Raw genomic sequence first — 15394 nt, 5'->3', positions numbered from 1 at the left:
ATTAAAGGGGGGCGGCTGGTCAGCGATTACTTGGAGTAAAGCTCGACAATCAGCTGCTCTTGAATCGGCATGGTCAGTTCCTGGCGATCCGGAGCGTTCTTGATCGTGCCGCTGAAATCTTCCTGGTTTAGTTCAACCCAGGTTGGCACTCCACGACGAGCCACGGCAGCCAGACTTTCTTTGATGGCCTCAACCTCGCGGGATTTCTCCCGAAGGGTGATCACATCGCCGACCTTGACCTGCAATGAGGGAATGTTGACCTTGTGGCCGTTGAGCAGAAAATGATTATGGCGCAGCAGATGACGTGCCTGGTTACGGGAAGCGGCGAAACCCAGACGATAGATCACGTTGTCCAGCCGGGATTCCAGCATCTGCAGCAGAATCTCGCCGGTTACTCCACGCCGACGCTCGGCTTCATCGAAATAACGGCGAAACTGGTCTTCCAGCATTCCGTAAATCCGCTTTACCTTCTGTTTCTCGCGCAACTGCAGGGCATAATCGGACACCTTGCGCAAACGCGCCTGGCCATGCTGCCCGGGGGCGTACGACCGACGCTCAAAAGAGCACTTGTCGGAATAGCAGCGGTCACCCTTCAAAAAGAGTTTCAATTTCTCCCGCCGACACTGCCGGCAAACCGCACCTGTATATCTGGCCACTTTAATTCTCCTAAGCTTAAGTCTTAGTAATACTTTATATTCTCAACTTTCTCACAGCGCCAACCCAACATTGACCGAACAAATAAACTCAGGCAAAACCCGGGCGAACACTGGTTGTAAAAGATTCAGCAGCAGTGCAAATCCGGGCACACGGACAAACGCCGCTTTTTTGCCTGATCCTGCCGATCCGCCATACGGTTCACGGTGGAAAAAGCACGTCAGTGCCGCAGTTTGCCGCAAGCAGTGCCGGCGATTATAGCAGCGCTATATCGCCGGTGCTGATCGCGGCCAGGTGCGGTGCTGACGTGCTTTTTCCTAGACGCGACGGCGTTTGGGGGGCTTACACCCATTATGAGGCAGCGGCGTCATGTCGCGAATATAGTTGACCTCGATGCCGGCAACTTGCAAGGCGCGAATGGCCGACTCACGACCGGGGCCGGGGCCGTTAACCCGCACTTCAACCTTGCGCAAGCCATGGTCCTGAGCCTTTTTCACCGCAGTTTCAACGGCATTCTGGGCGGCAAAAGGAGTGCTTTTACGCGACCCTTTGAAACCCAAGCACCCGGAGCTGCACCAGGAAATCACATTCCCCCGCGGATCGGCGAAGGTAACAATGGTGTTGTTAAAGGTTGATTTAATAAAACAGATCCCCTCGGGGATGTTTTTTTTGTCCCTTTTTTTAGGGCGTGCGGTTTTTGGCTTAGCCATTGCTGCTCCTGCTTACGTTCCTTTTAATCTTGTCGGCGTCGCTGCTGCGCCACCGACTGGACTCGCTTTGTAACGGCCTGCTTTTGCATTACCGACCAACACGTATCGCGGTCTTTGGCGCGGCGATCAAAGCTGCTTACTTCTTGGATTTAACGGCAGCCCGCCGCGGTCCTTTGCGGGTACGGGCATTGGTACTGGTCCGCTGACCACGACAGGGTAGACCTTTACGATGACGCAACCCGCGGTAGCACCCCAGGTCCATCAAACGCTTAATATCCATGCCCACTTCCCGGCGCCGATCGCCTTCCACGATATAATCGTCCTCGATAACACGCCGTACATCGGCAACCTCATTATCGGTCAGATCGTCGCTGTTGCGATTGTAGGGCAACTTGACCAGGTCCAGAATCCTGCGGGCAGAAGGGCGGCCGATCCCGTAAATATAGGTCAGCGCCACTTCCATGTGCTTGTTTTTGGGAATATCAACACCAGCTATACGTGCCAAAGTTTTCCTCCGTTACCAAAAAATTATCCCTGACGCTGCTTGTGCTTCTTGATTTTACAAGAAACCCGCAACACGCCTTTGCGTTTGAAGACTCGGCATTCGCTGCATATCTTTTTAACGGAAGCCTGAACTTTCATGACCGCACCTCGTAATGTTAAACAACCTAGCGCTTGTTCTTAGAGCGAAAGGTCACCCGGCCGCGGGTCAGGTCATAGGGAGATAGTTCCACCGTGACCCGATCACCGGGCAGTATTTTAATGAAATGCATCCGCATTTTACCGGATATATGGGCCAACACTCGATGACCGTTGTCAAGTTCAACGCGAAACATGGCGTTGGGCAACGGCTCGATGATGGTCCCTTCAACCGTAATCGGTTCTTCCTTCGACATAAGCTAACACTTATCTCCGCTTTCCGACCGCGGTGGCCGTCAAATTGAAAATTGGGCAATATAACCTAAATTAAAAAAATTGCCTCTTATTTTTTTGCGTCAGCCCGACACCCTCACAAGGCACTAAGCACTTGGGGGCCGTTATCGGTCACCGCCACTGAATGCTCAAAGTGAGCGGAATACTTACGATCGGCAGTAATCACCGTCCAACCGTCGGACAATACCTTGACGTCGAAAGTACCCATGTTGACCATGGGCTCAATGGCCAACACCATCCCGGACACCAGCCGGGGCGAGCCGTTACTGCGAACATAGTTGGGTATTTCTGGCGGTTCGTGCAACTGACTGCCGATCCCATGACCGACAAATTGACGCACCACAGAAAAACCCTGCCCTTCCACGTAGTCCTGCACGGCCCTAGAGATGTCGTTAACCCGCTTGCCCACCTGGACTTGGGCGATGGCTCGTTCCAGCGACTCCTGGGTAACCAGCAGCAGCTCCCGCACTCGCGGGGAAACATCACCCACCGGAACCGTTATGGCGGCGTCGCCATAAAACCCGCGCCACTTGACGCCAAAGTCAATACTGACAATATCGCCGGAGCGCAAAACAACTTTCGGTGACGGAATCCCATGCACCACCTGCTCGTTGATCGACACGCAGAGGCTGCCGGGAAAACCGCGATACCCCTTGAAGGCCGGCTCTCCTCCCCGTTGGCGGGCATAATCCTCCGCCCAGGCATCAAGCTGATTCGTATTAACACCCGGTTTGATCCGTTCCCGCAGCATGGACAGAGCTCCAGCCACAATCCGGTTGGCCTCTGCCATGATCTCGATTTCCGCCGCAGATTTCAGGACCGCCGCCTTAGCCATTAATCGCTCGTCATGCTATCGGCGGCCCTTGAAACGGCCCTGCTTGAGGAAACCGTCGTAATTGCGCATCATGGTGTGAGACTCAATCTGACCAATGGTATCGATGGAGACCACCACCACAATGAGCAACGCGGTGCCGCCAAAGTAAAATGGTACGTTAAATTCGTTGATCAGTACCGTCGGCAAGACGCAGATGACACTCATATAGGTAGCACCCACCACCGTCAGGCGGGTGATCACCTTGTCGAGAAAATCAGCCGTTTTTTTGCCCGGTCGCACGCCGGGAATAAAACCGCCGTTACGTTTCAGGTTGTCCGCCACATCAACGGGGTTGAAGGTCACCGCCACGTAGAAAAAGCAAAAGAAAACCAAAAAAGCGACAAAAAATACCGTGTGCGGCAGACTTCCCCAGGCCATGTAAGCGCTGGCCCGCTGTACCCAGTCGATGTGGATGAAGTTCCCCACGGTTTCCGGAAACATCATCAGGGAGGAGGCAAAAATAGCGGGAATAACCCCGGCCATGTTAACCTTCAGCGGTAGATGTGACTGCTGCCCGCCGTACATCCGCCGTCCCACCATGCGCTTGGCGTATTGTACCGGGATGCGACGTTGGGCGGTTTCCACAAAGACAATGAAAGCGGTAACCGACAACACCATGACCAGCAGCAGGGGCAGGAATACCATGGGCAATTCGCCGGTACCGGCCATCCGGAAGGTATTAGCAATAGCCGCCGGCATACTGGCCAAAATTCCGGCGTAAATGATCAGGGAAATGCCGTTGCCGATCCCCCGTTCGGTCATCTGCTCACCCAGCCACATAATAAATGCGGTACCGCAGGTCAGGGTGATCATGGTCATCAGCCGAAAACCCCAGCCCGGATCAATGACGATGGGAGCGCCGCCGGGGGCGGTCATCCCTTCAAGGCCGATGCTGATGATCATCCCCTGGACCATGGCCAGGCCGATGGTGGCATATCGAGTATACTGGGTGATCTTCTGCCGGCCGGATTCGCCTTCCTTTTTCAGCGCTTCAAGATACGGTACCACCACGGTAAGTAGCTGAAAAATAATCGAGGCGCTGATATAGGGCATGATTCCCAGGGCAAAGATGGAAAAATTCTCCAGCGCCCCTCCGGAAAACATGTTGAACATGTCGAAAAGACCGCCAACCTGCTCAAAAAAAGCGGTTATCGCCTCGCCATTGATCCCCGGAGTGGGCACCTGAACCCCGGCCCGATAGACGGCCAGCATGGCCAGAGTAAAAAAGATCCTCCGGCGCAACTCCGGTATCCCGGCGGCACTGCCTACACCTGCCTGCATTAAATATCCCTCAGGCCGCTGCGGTTATCGAACCGCCGGCAGCTTCAATTTTACTGCGGGCAGAGTCGCTGACTTTGTCCACACTGATATTCAGCGCTACCTTCAACTCGCCATCACCCAGGATTTTGATACCCTGCTCCTTGGCGGAAACCAGACCGGCAGCCACCAGAGCAGCCCGGTCAATTTGCGAGTTGGCATCGAAACGGTTGAGCTCCTGCACGTTGACCACCGCATAAACCTTACGGAAAGGGTTACGAAAGCCACGCTTGGGAATCCGCCGCTGTAGTGGCATCTGGCCGCCTTCAAAGCCGGGCTTGATACCACTGCCAGAACGTGCTTTGTAGCCTTTGTGTCCACGGCCGGAGGTTTTACCATGGCCGGAAGCGGGACCGCGGCCCACCCGTTTTTTGGGTTTACGGGAACCGGGATGCGGTGAAAGGTTGCTCAAATTCAACATTATATTTCCTCCACGTCCACCAGATGACGTACCTTGGCGACCATCCCCCGAATTTCGGGAGTATTCTTGCGAACCATGGTCTTGTGGGTTCTGGTTAAACCGAGACCGGTCAGGGTCTGACGAATTTTTTCGGTGCTGCCGATGGCGCTTTTGCGCAAGGTCAGCTTAAGTTCATTTGCAGCCATGATTCACCTCGGCCTGGTTCTATAATCTTAAAAAGTAATTTCTTCTATGCTCTTGCCCCGCATCCGGGCCACTTTGGCCGGATTACGCAACCGGCGCAGACCGTCCAGGGTGGCCTTGACCATGTTGTGGGGATTATGGGAGCCGATGCACTTGGTCAGAATGTTGCTGACTCCGGCCGCTTCAAGCACCGCTCGCACCGGACCACCGGCGATAACACCGGTACCGGCGGCGGCAGGCTTGAGCATTACCTGGCCGGCGCCGAACTTGCCCATGATCTCATGGGGAATACTGACCTCATTCATGGACACTGACTGCATATCCTTGCGGGCCTTTTCAACCCCTTTACGAATCGCTTCCGGCACCTGGTTGGCCTTGCCCAGGCCGTACCCAACCTTGCCGTTACCGTCGCCCACCACAACTATGGCGCTGAAGTGAAATCTCCGCCCACCCTTGACGACTTTGGCCGTACGGTTAATAAAAACGATTTTCTCGATCAGCTGATCATCGCTGCTGCTTTTTCTCAATTCCGCCAAGGTGACACCCCCAAGCTGATAAAATAATTAAAAGTTCAATCCGCCTTCCCGGGCGCCGTCGGAAAGGGCTTTGACCCTTCCGTGATAAATATACCCGCCACGATCGAAAACCACATCCTCCAACCCTCTGGCCTTGGCCAGCTCCGCCAGCCGGATGCCAACCTGTTTGGCCAGGGCGGTCTTGCCTTTTTCCTCGCCGGGTTGGAAATCCTTGCTCTGGGTGCTCATGGCGGCCAGGGTATGACCGGTAGCGTCGTCAATGAGCTGCCCGTAGATATGACGGGCGCTCTTGAATACCCGCAAGCGAGGACGCTGGGCGGTACCGGTAATTTTTTTTCTGATCCTTTTGATCCGTTTCTCGCGGGCCGCGGCCCTCATGCTTGTCTTTGCCATTTTTCCTTACCTGTACAACCGGTTAACACCAACCGACGCCGGTTCGCCAACCGAACGTCATCAGCAACTTTATGGTATCATCACAATAATCGCCAAACATCCTGGTCGAGAACACTGCAGCCAAGGGCCGCCAAGGCGCCCGGGCGAAGGCAGAACATTCAACTCTTATTATTTCGACTTGGTCTTGCCGGCCTTGCGGACAACACGCTCGTCCTCGTAGCGGATCCCTTTACCCTTATAGGGTTCGGGTTTGCGCACCGCCCGAATACGAGCCGCCGTTTCACCAAGCAGTTCCTTGTCGATGGACTCCAAGGTCACGGTGTTCTTTTCCACCGCTGCCTTGACGCCCTCGGGCAGGAGGAAATTTACCGTGTTGGAATACCCAACGTTAAGGTTCAGGGCATCACCTTTAACCTCAACCCGGTAACCGACCCCTTCTACCACCAGCTTTTTCGCAAAACCCTTTTCCACCCCGATCACCATGTTGTTAATGAGGGTGCGGGTAAGTCCGGTGAAGGCAATGGTCCGCTGACTGTCGTCCCGGGCCTTAACCATTACCCGACCGTCTTCCTGCTCCAAGGCAATCTCGGGACGCACCTTGCGATCCAAGGTGCCCTTGGGGCCGGTTACAGTGACCAGACTGCCCTTGATGTCCACCTTGACCTTGTCAGGGACGGTAATTGGTTCTCTGCCTATTCTCGACATCTTGTCGCTCCTTATCTGAACAGTTCCGGGGAACACGCCCCGGATACCGCCTGCTCTATCCGCTTATCGTTACCTTACCAGACTTCACAGAGCAGCTCGCCACCAATCTTCTGCTCACGGGCCTGCTTGTCGGTCATAACTCCTTTCGATGTGGACAGCACCGCAACCCCCAGGCCACTCATCACCTTGGGAATTCGGTCATGCTTGACATAAACCCGCCGACCCGGGCTGCTGCGCCGGCGAATACCGGTGATAGTACGCTCCCGGCGGTCATCGTAACGCAGGGTAATTTTCAATATACCCTGCTTACTGTCCTCACTGACCTGAAAGTCATTAATAAAACCTTCCTGCTTAAGGATCGCCGCCATGCCGGCCTTAATCTTCGAATTCGGCATTTCCAGACTGTCGTGGCCTGCCATGCCGGCGTTACGAATCCTGGTCAGCATGTCCGCCAACGGATCACTCATCGCCATCGCTTCAAACTCCTGTGTTGATGTTTTTTCAGTCCCGCCAACTACCAGCTTGACTTGGTAACCCCGGCAATCTCACCGTTAGAGGCCAGGTTGCGCAGACAGATTCGGCAAACCCCGAATTTACGGTAAAAAGCCCGCGGCCGTCCGCACAAGCCACAGCGATTGTACTCACGCACCTTAAACTTCTGCTTCCGGTTGCATTTAGCGATCATTGATTTCTTAGCCAACTCAAGCCTCCCGCCCTTATAAAGTTACTTTTTAAAGGGCATGCCCATTGCCTTCAGCAAGAAACGGCCCTCGGCGTCACTTTTGGCCGTGGTCGTTATGGCAATGTTCAAACCTTTAATCTTGTCAATCTTGTCGTAATCGATTTCGGGAAAAATAATATGCTCCTTGATACCCAAGGAGTAGTTACCCCGACCATCAAAGGCTTTAAAAGAAATCCCACGAAAGTCGCGAACCCGAGGAAGAGCCACATGCACCAGCTTGGCCAGGAAGTCATACATTCTCTCGCCCCGCAGAGTCACCCGACAACCAATGGGCATTCCTTCCCGGAGCTTAAAGGTGGCGATGGAGCGCTTGGCTCTGGTAACCACCGCCTTCTGGCCGGCAATCTGGGTCAATTCACGTCCGGCGCTCTCCACAATCTTGGGGTTCTGGACGGCCTCCCCAAGCCCCATGTTGAGGGTAACTTTTTCCAGCTTCGGCACCTCCATGATGTTGCCGTAACCAAACTCTTTCATGAGTTGGGGCACACATTCATCAAGGTAAAATTGTTTCATTCCTGCCATGCTTAAACGCCTCCAGCGCTTTCTTGCCTCTCGTTCACCGCGACAACACCGTTCGGTTCCTTAACTTATGCCGGAACCTCGACGGACTCACCGCATTTTTTGCAAAACCTCTCCCGGCTGGCATCATCCAGCACCCGGCGACCAACCCGCGATGTCTTCGCACACTTGGGGCAGATCAGCATTAAATTGGAAATCGCCACCGGGGCCTCTTTGTCGAGGATGCCACCTTGTTGATTCTGAGCACTGGGTTTGGTGTGGCGTTTGATCATGTTGATCTTGTCAACCACTGCCCGCCCACGCTTACGGTCGATGCGAATAACCTTGCCAACCCGGCCTTTGTCTCCGCCGGCGATTACCTCGACCCGATCATTAACCTTAATATGAGTTTTAGCGTTATGCATTTTTCATCCTTGCCTTAAAGAACTTCAGGAGCCAGGGAAACGATCTTCATAAAACCCTTGGGGCGCAGTTCACGGGCCACTGGCCCGAAAATACGGGTACCGACCGGGTCTCCGGCGTTGTTAAGGAGAACCGCAGAGTTCTCGTCGAAGCGCACGGTGGTATCGTCCTGGCGGCGGATTTCCTTACTGGTTCTGACCACCACCGCATTAACCACATCGCCTTTTTTAACCTTGGCATTGGGAATTGCTTCCTTAACCGAAACAACCACCACATCGCCCAGGCCGGCGTAACGCCGACCGGTGCCGCCGAGTACCCGGATGCACATTACTTTCTTGGCCCCGGAGTTGTCGGCCACATTAAGTACAGTTTGTGTCTGAATCATGATCTCACCTGCTTATCCGGCAGTCATTCAACTCGATGCCCGCTGCCGCCGGGAATCGCGCATAGAAGCATTGCTTAATTACCTGCCACTCAGACCGCTTTCTCTAAAATGGCACGCAGGCGCCAGCGTTTGCTCCGGCTCAGTGGGCGGCACTCCTCTACCAGCACCCGATCGCCGATATTACAGGTGTTTTCGGGATCATGGGCCATGCACTTGGTCTGGCGACGGATATATTTGCCGTAAAGATTGTGGGGAGTAATGGTAGTAGACTGAACCACGATGCTCTTGTCCATTTTGTTACTTACCACCAGTCCGACCCTGGTTTTTTTGCTACCTTGCTGTTCTGCACTCATTTGATCAATCCCAGCTAAAGAAGTCTCGGAGAGCCGCAGGCGGAAGTAGCCGCCCCAACTCACGATTTAATTTACGCTATCGCGGCCACTATTAATTCGCACTGCCTTCACGCAACAGAGTCTTAACCCGGCTGATGGTTTTGCGCGTCTGGCTAATCCGGGCGGTGTTCTCCAGGGGACGAATCCCATGCCGGAATTTTAGCCGGCACAACTCTTCGGAGAGTTCGCGCAAGCGGTTGGCCAGTTCTTCGCCACTTAATTCACGCAGTTCCTTAATTTTCATAACGTCGTATCCAGCTCGATAATTTTGGTGGGAAACGGCAGCTTGTTGGCCGCCAGCCGCAGCGCTTCGCGGGCCAAATCGCCGTCTACCCCGGAAAGCTCATAAAGTATCCGTCCCGGCTTGATCACCGCCACCCAGCCTTCGGGGCTGCCTTTACCTTTACCCATCCGGGTTTCAGCCGGCTTTTTGGTGTAAGACTTGTCCGGGAAAACCCTAATCCACATCTTGCCCCCACGCTTTACCTTACGGTTGATGGCAATACGGGCGGCTTCGATCTGACGGGCGCTCATCCAGCCACAGCCGACAGCCTTCAGCGCGTACTGGCCATATGCAATGGAAGAACCGCGATAAGCCTGGCCGGTCATCCGACCTTTAAACACCTTTCTGTGGGTAACTTTCTTTGGACTCAGCATATTATTAACCTATGGTCGTTAACTTTGACAACCGCGCGCAAACCCGACAAACATGTGGTCGGTGACGGCAGCAATTCAGGGCTGCACATGCTCTTCGACACCCCGGTAGTCCTCTTCAGCGAGAACCTCTCCCTTGAAGATCCAGACCTTCACCCCGATAATTCCGTAAGTGGTACGGGCTTCGGCCAGACCGTAATCGATATCGGCCCGCAGGGTGTGCAAAGGCACCCGACCTTCCCGATACCATTCACGCCGGGACATCTCAGCCCCGCCCAAACGACCGGAACAGGCAACCTTAATCCCTTTGGCACCAAACTTCAAGGCCATATTTACCGACTTTTTCATCGCCCGGCGAAAGGCAATCCGCCGTTCCAGCTGCTGGGCGATATTTTCCGCCACCAGCTGGGCATCGGCTTCGGGACGGCGAACTTCCTGGATATCAACGGCACATGCACGGCCGGTACGTTTCTCCAGGTCGGCCTTAAGGGCGTCGATTTCTGAGCCCTTCTTGCCGATCACGATGCCGGGGCGGGCGGTATGCAGCTTAATACGAATCTTCTCACCGGTCCGCATGATCTGGATCTTGGAAATGCCAGCATGAAACAGACGCCGCTTCAAATATTTTTTGAGGCTCTGATCCTCAAGTATATTCCTGGCATAATCTTTATCGGCGTACCAAATGGAATCCCAGGTCCGTACAATATTCAGCCGCAAACCGATTGGATTGACTTTCTGGCCCAAAATTATCCTCCATTAACAAATAGTTGTTCCAACGCCGGCCTTCGCTGGCGCGAAGGTTTATTGTTCGTCAAGAACAACCGTAATATGACTGGTCCGCTTGAGTATTCGCCCAGCCCGGCCCATGGCCATAGGACGAATCCGTTTAAGCATCGGGCCACCGTCCACATGGATGCTCTTGATGTAGAGATTGTCCACATCGGCAGCCTCGTTCTGACTGGCATTGGCCACCGCCGACTCGATGAGCTTGCGAAGAATTCTGGCCCCTTTCTTGGGCATGAATCGCAAGGTGTTCAACGCGGCACCCACCTCGCGGCCCCGCACCAGATCGGCTACCAACCGCGCTTTCTGCGGTGAGATCCGGATGTTCCGGACCAGCGCTTTAGCTTCCATCGCCATTCCACTCCTTAAAGATATATCAGTTAGCTTTCGCGTTTACTTTTTCTTCTTGCCGGCGGCATGACCGTAGTAGGTCCGAGTGGGCGAAAACTCGCCCATCTTGTGCCCAACCATGTTCTCGGAAACAAACACCGGGATAAACTTCTTGCCGTTATGGACGGCAAAGGTCTGGCCGATCATCTCCGGAACAATATCCGAACGCCGCGACCAGGTCTGGATAACCTTGCGGGAACCTTCTTCTCTGGCTTTGAGCACCTTTTTCATCAGGTGATCATCAACAAACGGTCCTTTTTTAATCGAGCGTGCCACTTATGCTCCCCCTGAATTAAGGATGATTAGGATCTTTTCTTAACAATATCGCGATCGCTGGTTTTACGGCCACGAGTCTTAAAGCCCTTGGTGGGCACACCCCACGGTGTGCACGGATGCCGACCGCCGGAACTCTTGCCCTCGCCACCGCCCATGGGATGATCAACCGGGTTCATAGCCACGCCGCGCACCTCGGGACGACGCCCGAGCCAGCGGCTACGGCCGGCCTTGCCCAGCTTCCGGCTTTCATGTTCAATGTTACCAACCTGGCCGATGCTGGCACGGCAAAGGCGATGCAAACGCCGCACCTCACCCGAAGGGAGCTTGACCAGCACATGGTCACCTTCCTTGGCCATCAGCTGGGCGGAGCCACCGGCGCTGCGCACCAGCTGCCCACCCTTGCCGATTTTCATCTCAATATTGTGGATGGTGCTGCCCAAAGGCATGTTGCCCATTGGCATACAGTTGCCGGGCTTGATATCCACATTGTCGCCGGCCTCAACGATGTCACCAATCCTGATGCCGCTGGGGGAGAGAATGTAGCGCTTCTCGCCATCCACATACTGTAGCAGGGCAATATTAGCGCTGCGGTTGGGATCATATTCAATACCTGCGACCTTGGCTGGGATATCGACTTTGTTGCGCTTAAAATCAATCACCCGGTACTTGCGCTTGTGGCCTCCGCCCTGATGCCGGCAGGTTATACGGCCGTTGTTGTTGCGGCCCCCGGTTTTTTTCAGGCTGCGAACCAGACCCTTAACCGGTTTTTCCTTGGCCAGATCCTCGTTTACCACGGTCACCAAGGTACGGCGGCCGGGCGATGTCGGTTTATATGTCTTCAGTGCCATCTGCAACTCCAGTCAGTTTTTTCCCGGTTGAATCAATGGTCCAGCGCCTTGCAATAAGGCTAACCAGCGGGGGGAACTTTCCCATGCGTTCGGTTACAGCTCCTCAAGAAAGTCCAGCTTGCTATCAGGACCCAAGGTAACAAAGGCCTTTTTGTAGTCGGATGTACGGCCGATATAACGCCCCATCCGCCTTTTACGGCCGGTCATATTGGCAGTCCGCACCTTCTCTACCTTGACGCTAAACAACTCTTCAACCGCCTGCTTAATTTCGCTTTTGTTGGCCCGGCGGTCCACCTGCAACACTACCTGGTTAAAACTCTCTTGCAGGCCCATGCTTTTTTCCGTCAGGCGGGGACGCTTAAGCACTTCGTAGATATTTTTCATGTCAACAGCCTCTCCCGCAGTTGCTCAATACAGGGCTGCAGCAGCACGATGTGCTTGTGCAGCAGAATGTCGTAAACGTTCACCCCCCCGGTGGGCATTACTTTGAAACCGGGCACGTTACGGGAAGAACGCTCCAGGTTTTCAATGCTCTCCGGCACCACAATGAGGGCGTTGTCGATGGCAAAGTTGCCCATAACCTCAATAAATTTTTTGGTCTTGATCTCCTCCAGTTGGAAGTCATCAAGCACCACCAGCAGGTTGTCGGCACAGCGTGAACTAAGCGCCATCCGCAGCCCCAGCTTGCGCGCCTTGCGCGGCATGGTAAAAGCATAGCTGCGCGGACGGGGACCAAAGACTGTACCACCACCTCGCCAGACGGGCGACTTGCGGCTGCCGGCCCGGGCCCGACCGGTGCCTTTCTGGCGCCAAGGCTTCTTGCCGCTGCCGGCAACATCTTTCCGGGTTTTGGTACAGGCCGTGCCGGCCCGCCGATTGGCCCGCTGCATCCGGACTATATCATGCAAAAGGTGAGGGTTGACTTCGACCCCGAAAAGGGCGTCATCCAACTCAACGTCTCCCACCTTTTCTTTTTGAATATTATATACTTCAGTGACCGCCATTTCGGTACCCCCTGTCAACGCAGCGTCAAAGCGCTACGGATCCTCACGATTTCTTGTAGATCTGAACCAGGCCCTCTTTGGCGCCAGGTACTCCACCTTTCAAAACCAGCACATTCTGCTCGGGACGGATATCAATGATGGTGCAGTTTTTCTTGGTGACAAATTCGTCACCCATCTGCCCGGGCATTTTCTTGCCCTTGATAACCCGGCTCGGCCAGGCGCTGCAGCCAATAGCCCCAGGCCGGCGATGAAACATGGAGCCATGGGTAGCCCGGCCGCCTTTGAAGCCGTGCCGCTTAACTACCCCCTGGAAACCACGTCCCTTACTGCGAGCCCGGATATCAACCAACTCGCCGACGTTGAAAACTTCGGTCATGGAAATCTCCTGACCAAGCTCATAAGCATCGGGATCTGCCACCTGGAATTCCTTAATATGATAAAACCCACCTTTACCTGCCGCCTTGGTATGCCCTTTTTCCGGCTTGTTGAGCCGCTGTTTCTTTTTGGCACCAAAACCGACCTGGATGGCATTGTACCCTTCCTTGGCCAGGGTCTTTTTCTGTAAAACCACACAGGGGCCGGCCTCGATAACGGTAACGGGAATGGCGGTCCCTGCTTCGGAAAAAATCCGGGTCATCCCCATTTTCTTACCGAGCAAACCCATAAATTTAGACATTGTTGCACCTGTCGTTTACTTACCAAGCCGTCCCCGGCTTAGAGTTTGATCTCAACATCAACACCGGCGGAGAGCTCCAGCTTCATCAAGGCATCGATGGTCTGCTGGGTCGGTTCGAGGATATCCAGCAGACGCCGATGGGTCCGCATCTCGAACTGCTCACGCGACTTTTTGTCCACGTGGGGGCCGCGCAAAACGCAAAATTTATTGATCGAGGTCGGCAGAGGAATGGGGCCGGCCACCGCCGCCCCGGTCCGCTTTGCGGTTTCAACGATCTCGCCAGTGGACTGGTCAATCAGCTTATGGTCATAGCCTTTAAGGCGAATACGTATCTTCTGGGTGTTAATCATGATTTTTCCTTAACGTCGCCTGTTTAAGCGATGATCTTATTGATAACCCCGGCGCCCACGGTGCGGCCGCCTTCGCGGATGGCAAAACGCAAGCCCTCGTCCATAGCGATGGGGGTAATCAGTTCCGCATCAACGGTGACGTTGTCACCGGGCATTACCATCTCAACACCTTCGCCCAGGGTTACCACCCCGGTCACGTCGGTGGTCCGGAAGTAAAACTGCGGCCGGTAGCCATTGAAAAACGGCGTATGGCGGCCACCCTCTTCCTTGCTCAAAATATAGCACTCGGCCTGGAACTTGGTGTGCGGGGTGATGCTGCCGGGCTTGGCCAGTACCTGACCACGCTCGATATCGTCACGCTTGGTCCCGCGCAACAGAACACCGACGTTGTCACCAGCCTGACCCTCATCCAGGATCTTCCGGAACATCTCAACCCCGGTCACCGTCGTCTTCTGGGTCGGACGGATACCGACTATCTCAATTTCCTCGCCAACCTTTACCACTCCACGCTCAATACGACCGGTGGCCACCGTGCCACGACCGGAAATGGAGAACACATCTTCCACCGGCATCAGAAACGGCAGATCCACATCACGTTTGGGCTCGGGAACAAAGCTGTCACAGGCCGCCAGCAGATCCCAGATCGGCTTGGTAGCCGCTTCATCTTCCGGATTCTCCAGCGCCTTCAGGGCGCTGCCGTGGATGATCGGGGTGTCGTCGCCGGGGAAGTCGTACTTGCTCAGCAGCTCGCGCAACTCCATCTCAACCAGCTCGATGAGCTCGGGATCGTCAACCATGTCGCATTTGTTGAGAAAAACCACAATCGCCGGCACCCCGACCTGGCGGGCCAACAGAATATGCTCACGGGTCTGCGGCATCGGACCGTCGTCGGCACCCACCACCAGGATGGCGCCATCCATCTGCGCCGCACCGGTGATCATATTCTTAATGTAGTCGGCATGACCCGGGCAATCCACATGGGCGTAATGACGCGCATCGGATTCGTACTCCACGTGGGCGGTGGCGATGGTGATACCACGCTCCTTCTCTTCCGGTGCCTTATCGATCTGATCAAATGCCGTCGCATTGGCGTAACCCTTGGTCGACAGCACCCGGGTCAGCGCCGCCGTCAGCGTCGTCTTACCGTGGTCGATATGGCCGATGGTGCCGATGTTGACATGCGGCTTCTTGCGTTCAAATTTCTCTTTTGCCATGGGTCTTCTCCTCAGCGCACTTTATTTTGTTAG

The 15394-nt window shown here is 54.7% G+C and carries 29 protein-coding genes; all 29 read right to left on the bottom strand.

Annotated elements, in window-relative coordinates; all coding sequences use genetic code 11:
• Positions 1-26 precede the first annotated feature (26 nt).
• The 29 genes from rpsD to tuf all read right to left on the bottom strand — a co-directional run bounded on the left by rpsD (position 27) and on the right by tuf (position 15361).
• Positions 27-656, bottom strand: coding sequence for a 30S ribosomal protein S4 (gene rpsD / locus P0N66_RS00750; RefSeq protein WP_275802036.1), 630 nt, complete (start codon positions 654-656; stop codon positions 27-29).
• 315 nt (positions 657-971) lie between these two features.
• Entirely contained in the window at positions 972-1364 is a 393-nt protein-coding gene (rpsK, locus tag P0N66_RS00745; protein WP_275802035.1) for a 30S ribosomal protein S11, read from the bottom strand.
• Between the two features lie 136 nt (positions 1365-1500).
• The gene (gene rpsM, locus P0N66_RS00740; RefSeq protein WP_275802034.1) at positions 1501-1869 is read right to left on the bottom strand and encodes a 30S ribosomal protein S13; all 369 of its coding nucleotides are present in this window, start codon (positions 1867-1869) and stop codon (positions 1501-1503) included.
• A gap of 23 nt (positions 1870-1892) precedes the next feature.
• The gene (gene rpmJ, locus P0N66_RS00735) at positions 1893-2006 is read right to left on the bottom strand and encodes a 50S ribosomal protein L36 (protein ID WP_013163652.1); all 114 of its coding nucleotides are present in this window, start codon (positions 2004-2006) and stop codon (positions 1893-1895) included.
• A 26-nt stretch (positions 2007-2032) separates the two neighbouring features.
• The gene (infA, locus tag P0N66_RS00730) at positions 2033-2260 is read right to left on the bottom strand and encodes a translation initiation factor IF-1 (RefSeq protein ID WP_013163653.1); all 228 of its coding nucleotides are present in this window, start codon (positions 2258-2260) and stop codon (positions 2033-2035) included.
• Between the two features lie 113 nt (positions 2261-2373).
• Positions 2374-3132, bottom strand: a complete 759-nt coding sequence (gene map, locus P0N66_RS00725; protein WP_275802033.1) for a type I methionyl aminopeptidase — start codon at positions 3130-3132, stop codon at positions 2374-2376.
• Between the two features lie 15 nt (positions 3133-3147).
• Positions 3148-4452, bottom strand: coding sequence for a preprotein translocase subunit SecY (secY, locus tag P0N66_RS00720; RefSeq protein ID WP_275802032.1), 1305 nt, complete (start codon positions 4450-4452; stop codon positions 3148-3150).
• Positions 4453-4462: 10 nt separating this feature from the next.
• Complete coding sequence (gene rplO / locus P0N66_RS00715) at positions 4463-4909, bottom strand: 50S ribosomal protein L15 (RefSeq protein WP_275802031.1); 447 nt, start codon at positions 4907-4909, stop codon at positions 4463-4465.
• A complete protein-coding gene (rpmD, locus tag P0N66_RS00710; protein ID WP_275802030.1) occupies positions 4909-5094 on the bottom strand; it encodes a 50S ribosomal protein L30 in 186 nt (61 codons plus the stop codon). Before rpmD ends, rplO begins: the two co-directional genes overlap by 1 nt.
• A gap of 27 nt (positions 5095-5121) precedes the next feature.
• Positions 5122-5619, bottom strand: coding sequence for a 30S ribosomal protein S5 (rpsE, locus tag P0N66_RS00705; RefSeq protein ID WP_275802285.1), 498 nt, complete (start codon positions 5617-5619; stop codon positions 5122-5124).
• Between the two features lie 36 nt (positions 5620-5655).
• The gene (gene rplR, locus P0N66_RS00700; protein ID WP_275802029.1) at positions 5656-6021 is read right to left on the bottom strand and encodes a 50S ribosomal protein L18; all 366 of its coding nucleotides are present in this window, start codon (positions 6019-6021) and stop codon (positions 5656-5658) included.
• Positions 6022-6189: 168 nt separating this feature from the next.
• Positions 6190-6726, bottom strand: coding sequence for a 50S ribosomal protein L6 (gene rplF, locus P0N66_RS00695; RefSeq protein ID WP_275802028.1), 537 nt, complete (start codon positions 6724-6726; stop codon positions 6190-6192).
• Between the two features lie 74 nt (positions 6727-6800).
• Positions 6801-7199 carry a 30S ribosomal protein S8 gene (gene rpsH / locus P0N66_RS00690; protein WP_275802027.1) on the bottom strand — a complete coding sequence of 133 codons (399 nt, stop codon included), beginning with the start codon at positions 7197-7199 and terminating at the stop codon, positions 6801-6803.
• A gap of 41 nt (positions 7200-7240) precedes the next feature.
• Complete coding sequence (locus P0N66_RS00685) at positions 7241-7426, bottom strand: type Z 30S ribosomal protein S14 (RefSeq protein ID WP_275802026.1); 186 nt, start codon at positions 7424-7426, stop codon at positions 7241-7243.
• Positions 7427-7450: 24 nt separating this feature from the next.
• Positions 7451-7990, bottom strand: coding sequence for a 50S ribosomal protein L5 (rplE, locus tag P0N66_RS00680; protein ID WP_275802025.1), 540 nt, complete (start codon positions 7988-7990; stop codon positions 7451-7453).
• Between the two features lie 65 nt (positions 7991-8055).
• Positions 8056-8391, bottom strand: a complete 336-nt coding sequence (gene rplX, locus P0N66_RS00675) for a 50S ribosomal protein L24 (RefSeq protein ID WP_275802024.1) — start codon at positions 8389-8391, stop codon at positions 8056-8058.
• A 14-nt stretch (positions 8392-8405) separates the two neighbouring features.
• Positions 8406-8774: a 50S ribosomal protein L14 gene (gene rplN / locus P0N66_RS00670; RefSeq protein ID WP_275802023.1), complete on the bottom strand. Its 369-nt coding sequence runs from the start codon at positions 8772-8774 to the stop codon at positions 8406-8408.
• Positions 8775-8863: 89 nt separating this feature from the next.
• Positions 8864-9127, bottom strand: coding sequence for a 30S ribosomal protein S17 (gene rpsQ, locus P0N66_RS00665; protein ID WP_275802022.1), 264 nt, complete (start codon positions 9125-9127; stop codon positions 8864-8866).
• Positions 9128-9218: 91 nt separating this feature from the next.
• Positions 9219-9410, bottom strand: coding sequence for a 50S ribosomal protein L29 (gene rpmC, locus P0N66_RS00660; protein WP_275802021.1), 192 nt, complete (start codon positions 9408-9410; stop codon positions 9219-9221).
• Positions 9407-9823 carry a 50S ribosomal protein L16 gene (rplP, locus tag P0N66_RS00655; protein ID WP_275802020.1) on the bottom strand — a complete coding sequence of 139 codons (417 nt, stop codon included), beginning with the start codon at positions 9821-9823 and terminating at the stop codon, positions 9407-9409. The genes rpmC and rplP overlap by 4 nt, the downstream gene beginning before the upstream one ends.
• A gap of 75 nt (positions 9824-9898) precedes the next feature.
• Positions 9899-10564: a 30S ribosomal protein S3 gene (rpsC, locus tag P0N66_RS00650; protein WP_275802019.1), complete on the bottom strand. Its 666-nt coding sequence runs from the start codon at positions 10562-10564 to the stop codon at positions 9899-9901.
• A 57-nt stretch (positions 10565-10621) separates the two neighbouring features.
• Positions 10622-10954, bottom strand: coding sequence for a 50S ribosomal protein L22 (gene rplV / locus P0N66_RS00645; RefSeq protein ID WP_275802018.1), 333 nt, complete (start codon positions 10952-10954; stop codon positions 10622-10624).
• Positions 10955-10996: 42 nt separating this feature from the next.
• Positions 10997-11269 carry a 30S ribosomal protein S19 gene (rpsS, locus tag P0N66_RS00640; protein WP_275802017.1) on the bottom strand — a complete coding sequence of 91 codons (273 nt, stop codon included), beginning with the start codon at positions 11267-11269 and terminating at the stop codon, positions 10997-10999.
• A gap of 26 nt (positions 11270-11295) precedes the next feature.
• Complete coding sequence (gene rplB, locus P0N66_RS00635; RefSeq protein WP_275802016.1) at positions 11296-12117, bottom strand: 50S ribosomal protein L2; 822 nt, start codon at positions 12115-12117, stop codon at positions 11296-11298.
• Between the two features lie 93 nt (positions 12118-12210).
• Positions 12211-12501 carry a 50S ribosomal protein L23 gene (rplW, locus tag P0N66_RS00630; protein ID WP_275802015.1) on the bottom strand — a complete coding sequence of 97 codons (291 nt, stop codon included), beginning with the start codon at positions 12499-12501 and terminating at the stop codon, positions 12211-12213.
• Positions 12498-13121 (bottom strand): 50S ribosomal protein L4, encoded by a 624-nt coding sequence (rplD, locus tag P0N66_RS00625; RefSeq protein ID WP_275802014.1) that lies wholly within the window; start codon positions 13119-13121, stop codon positions 12498-12500. Before rplD ends, rplW begins: the two co-directional genes overlap by 4 nt.
• A gap of 43 nt (positions 13122-13164) precedes the next feature.
• Positions 13165-13797 carry a 50S ribosomal protein L3 gene (gene rplC, locus P0N66_RS00620; RefSeq protein WP_275802013.1) on the bottom strand — a complete coding sequence of 211 codons (633 nt, stop codon included), beginning with the start codon at positions 13795-13797 and terminating at the stop codon, positions 13165-13167.
• A gap of 38 nt (positions 13798-13835) precedes the next feature.
• Complete coding sequence (rpsJ, locus tag P0N66_RS00615) at positions 13836-14144, bottom strand: 30S ribosomal protein S10 (RefSeq protein WP_041719496.1); 309 nt, start codon at positions 14142-14144, stop codon at positions 13836-13838.
• A gap of 26 nt (positions 14145-14170) precedes the next feature.
• Complete coding sequence (gene tuf / locus P0N66_RS00610; protein WP_275802002.1) at positions 14171-15361, bottom strand: elongation factor Tu; 1191 nt, start codon at positions 15359-15361, stop codon at positions 14171-14173.
• Positions 15362-15394: the final 33 nt, after the last annotated feature.

Source organism: Desulfurivibrio dismutans (assembly GCF_029210385.1).
GTDB classification, from domain to species: domain Bacteria; phylum Desulfobacterota; class Desulfobulbia; order Desulfobulbales; family Desulfurivibrionaceae; genus Desulfurivibrio; species Desulfurivibrio dismutans.
This window is presented reverse-complemented; position numbering and strand designations above follow the sequence as displayed.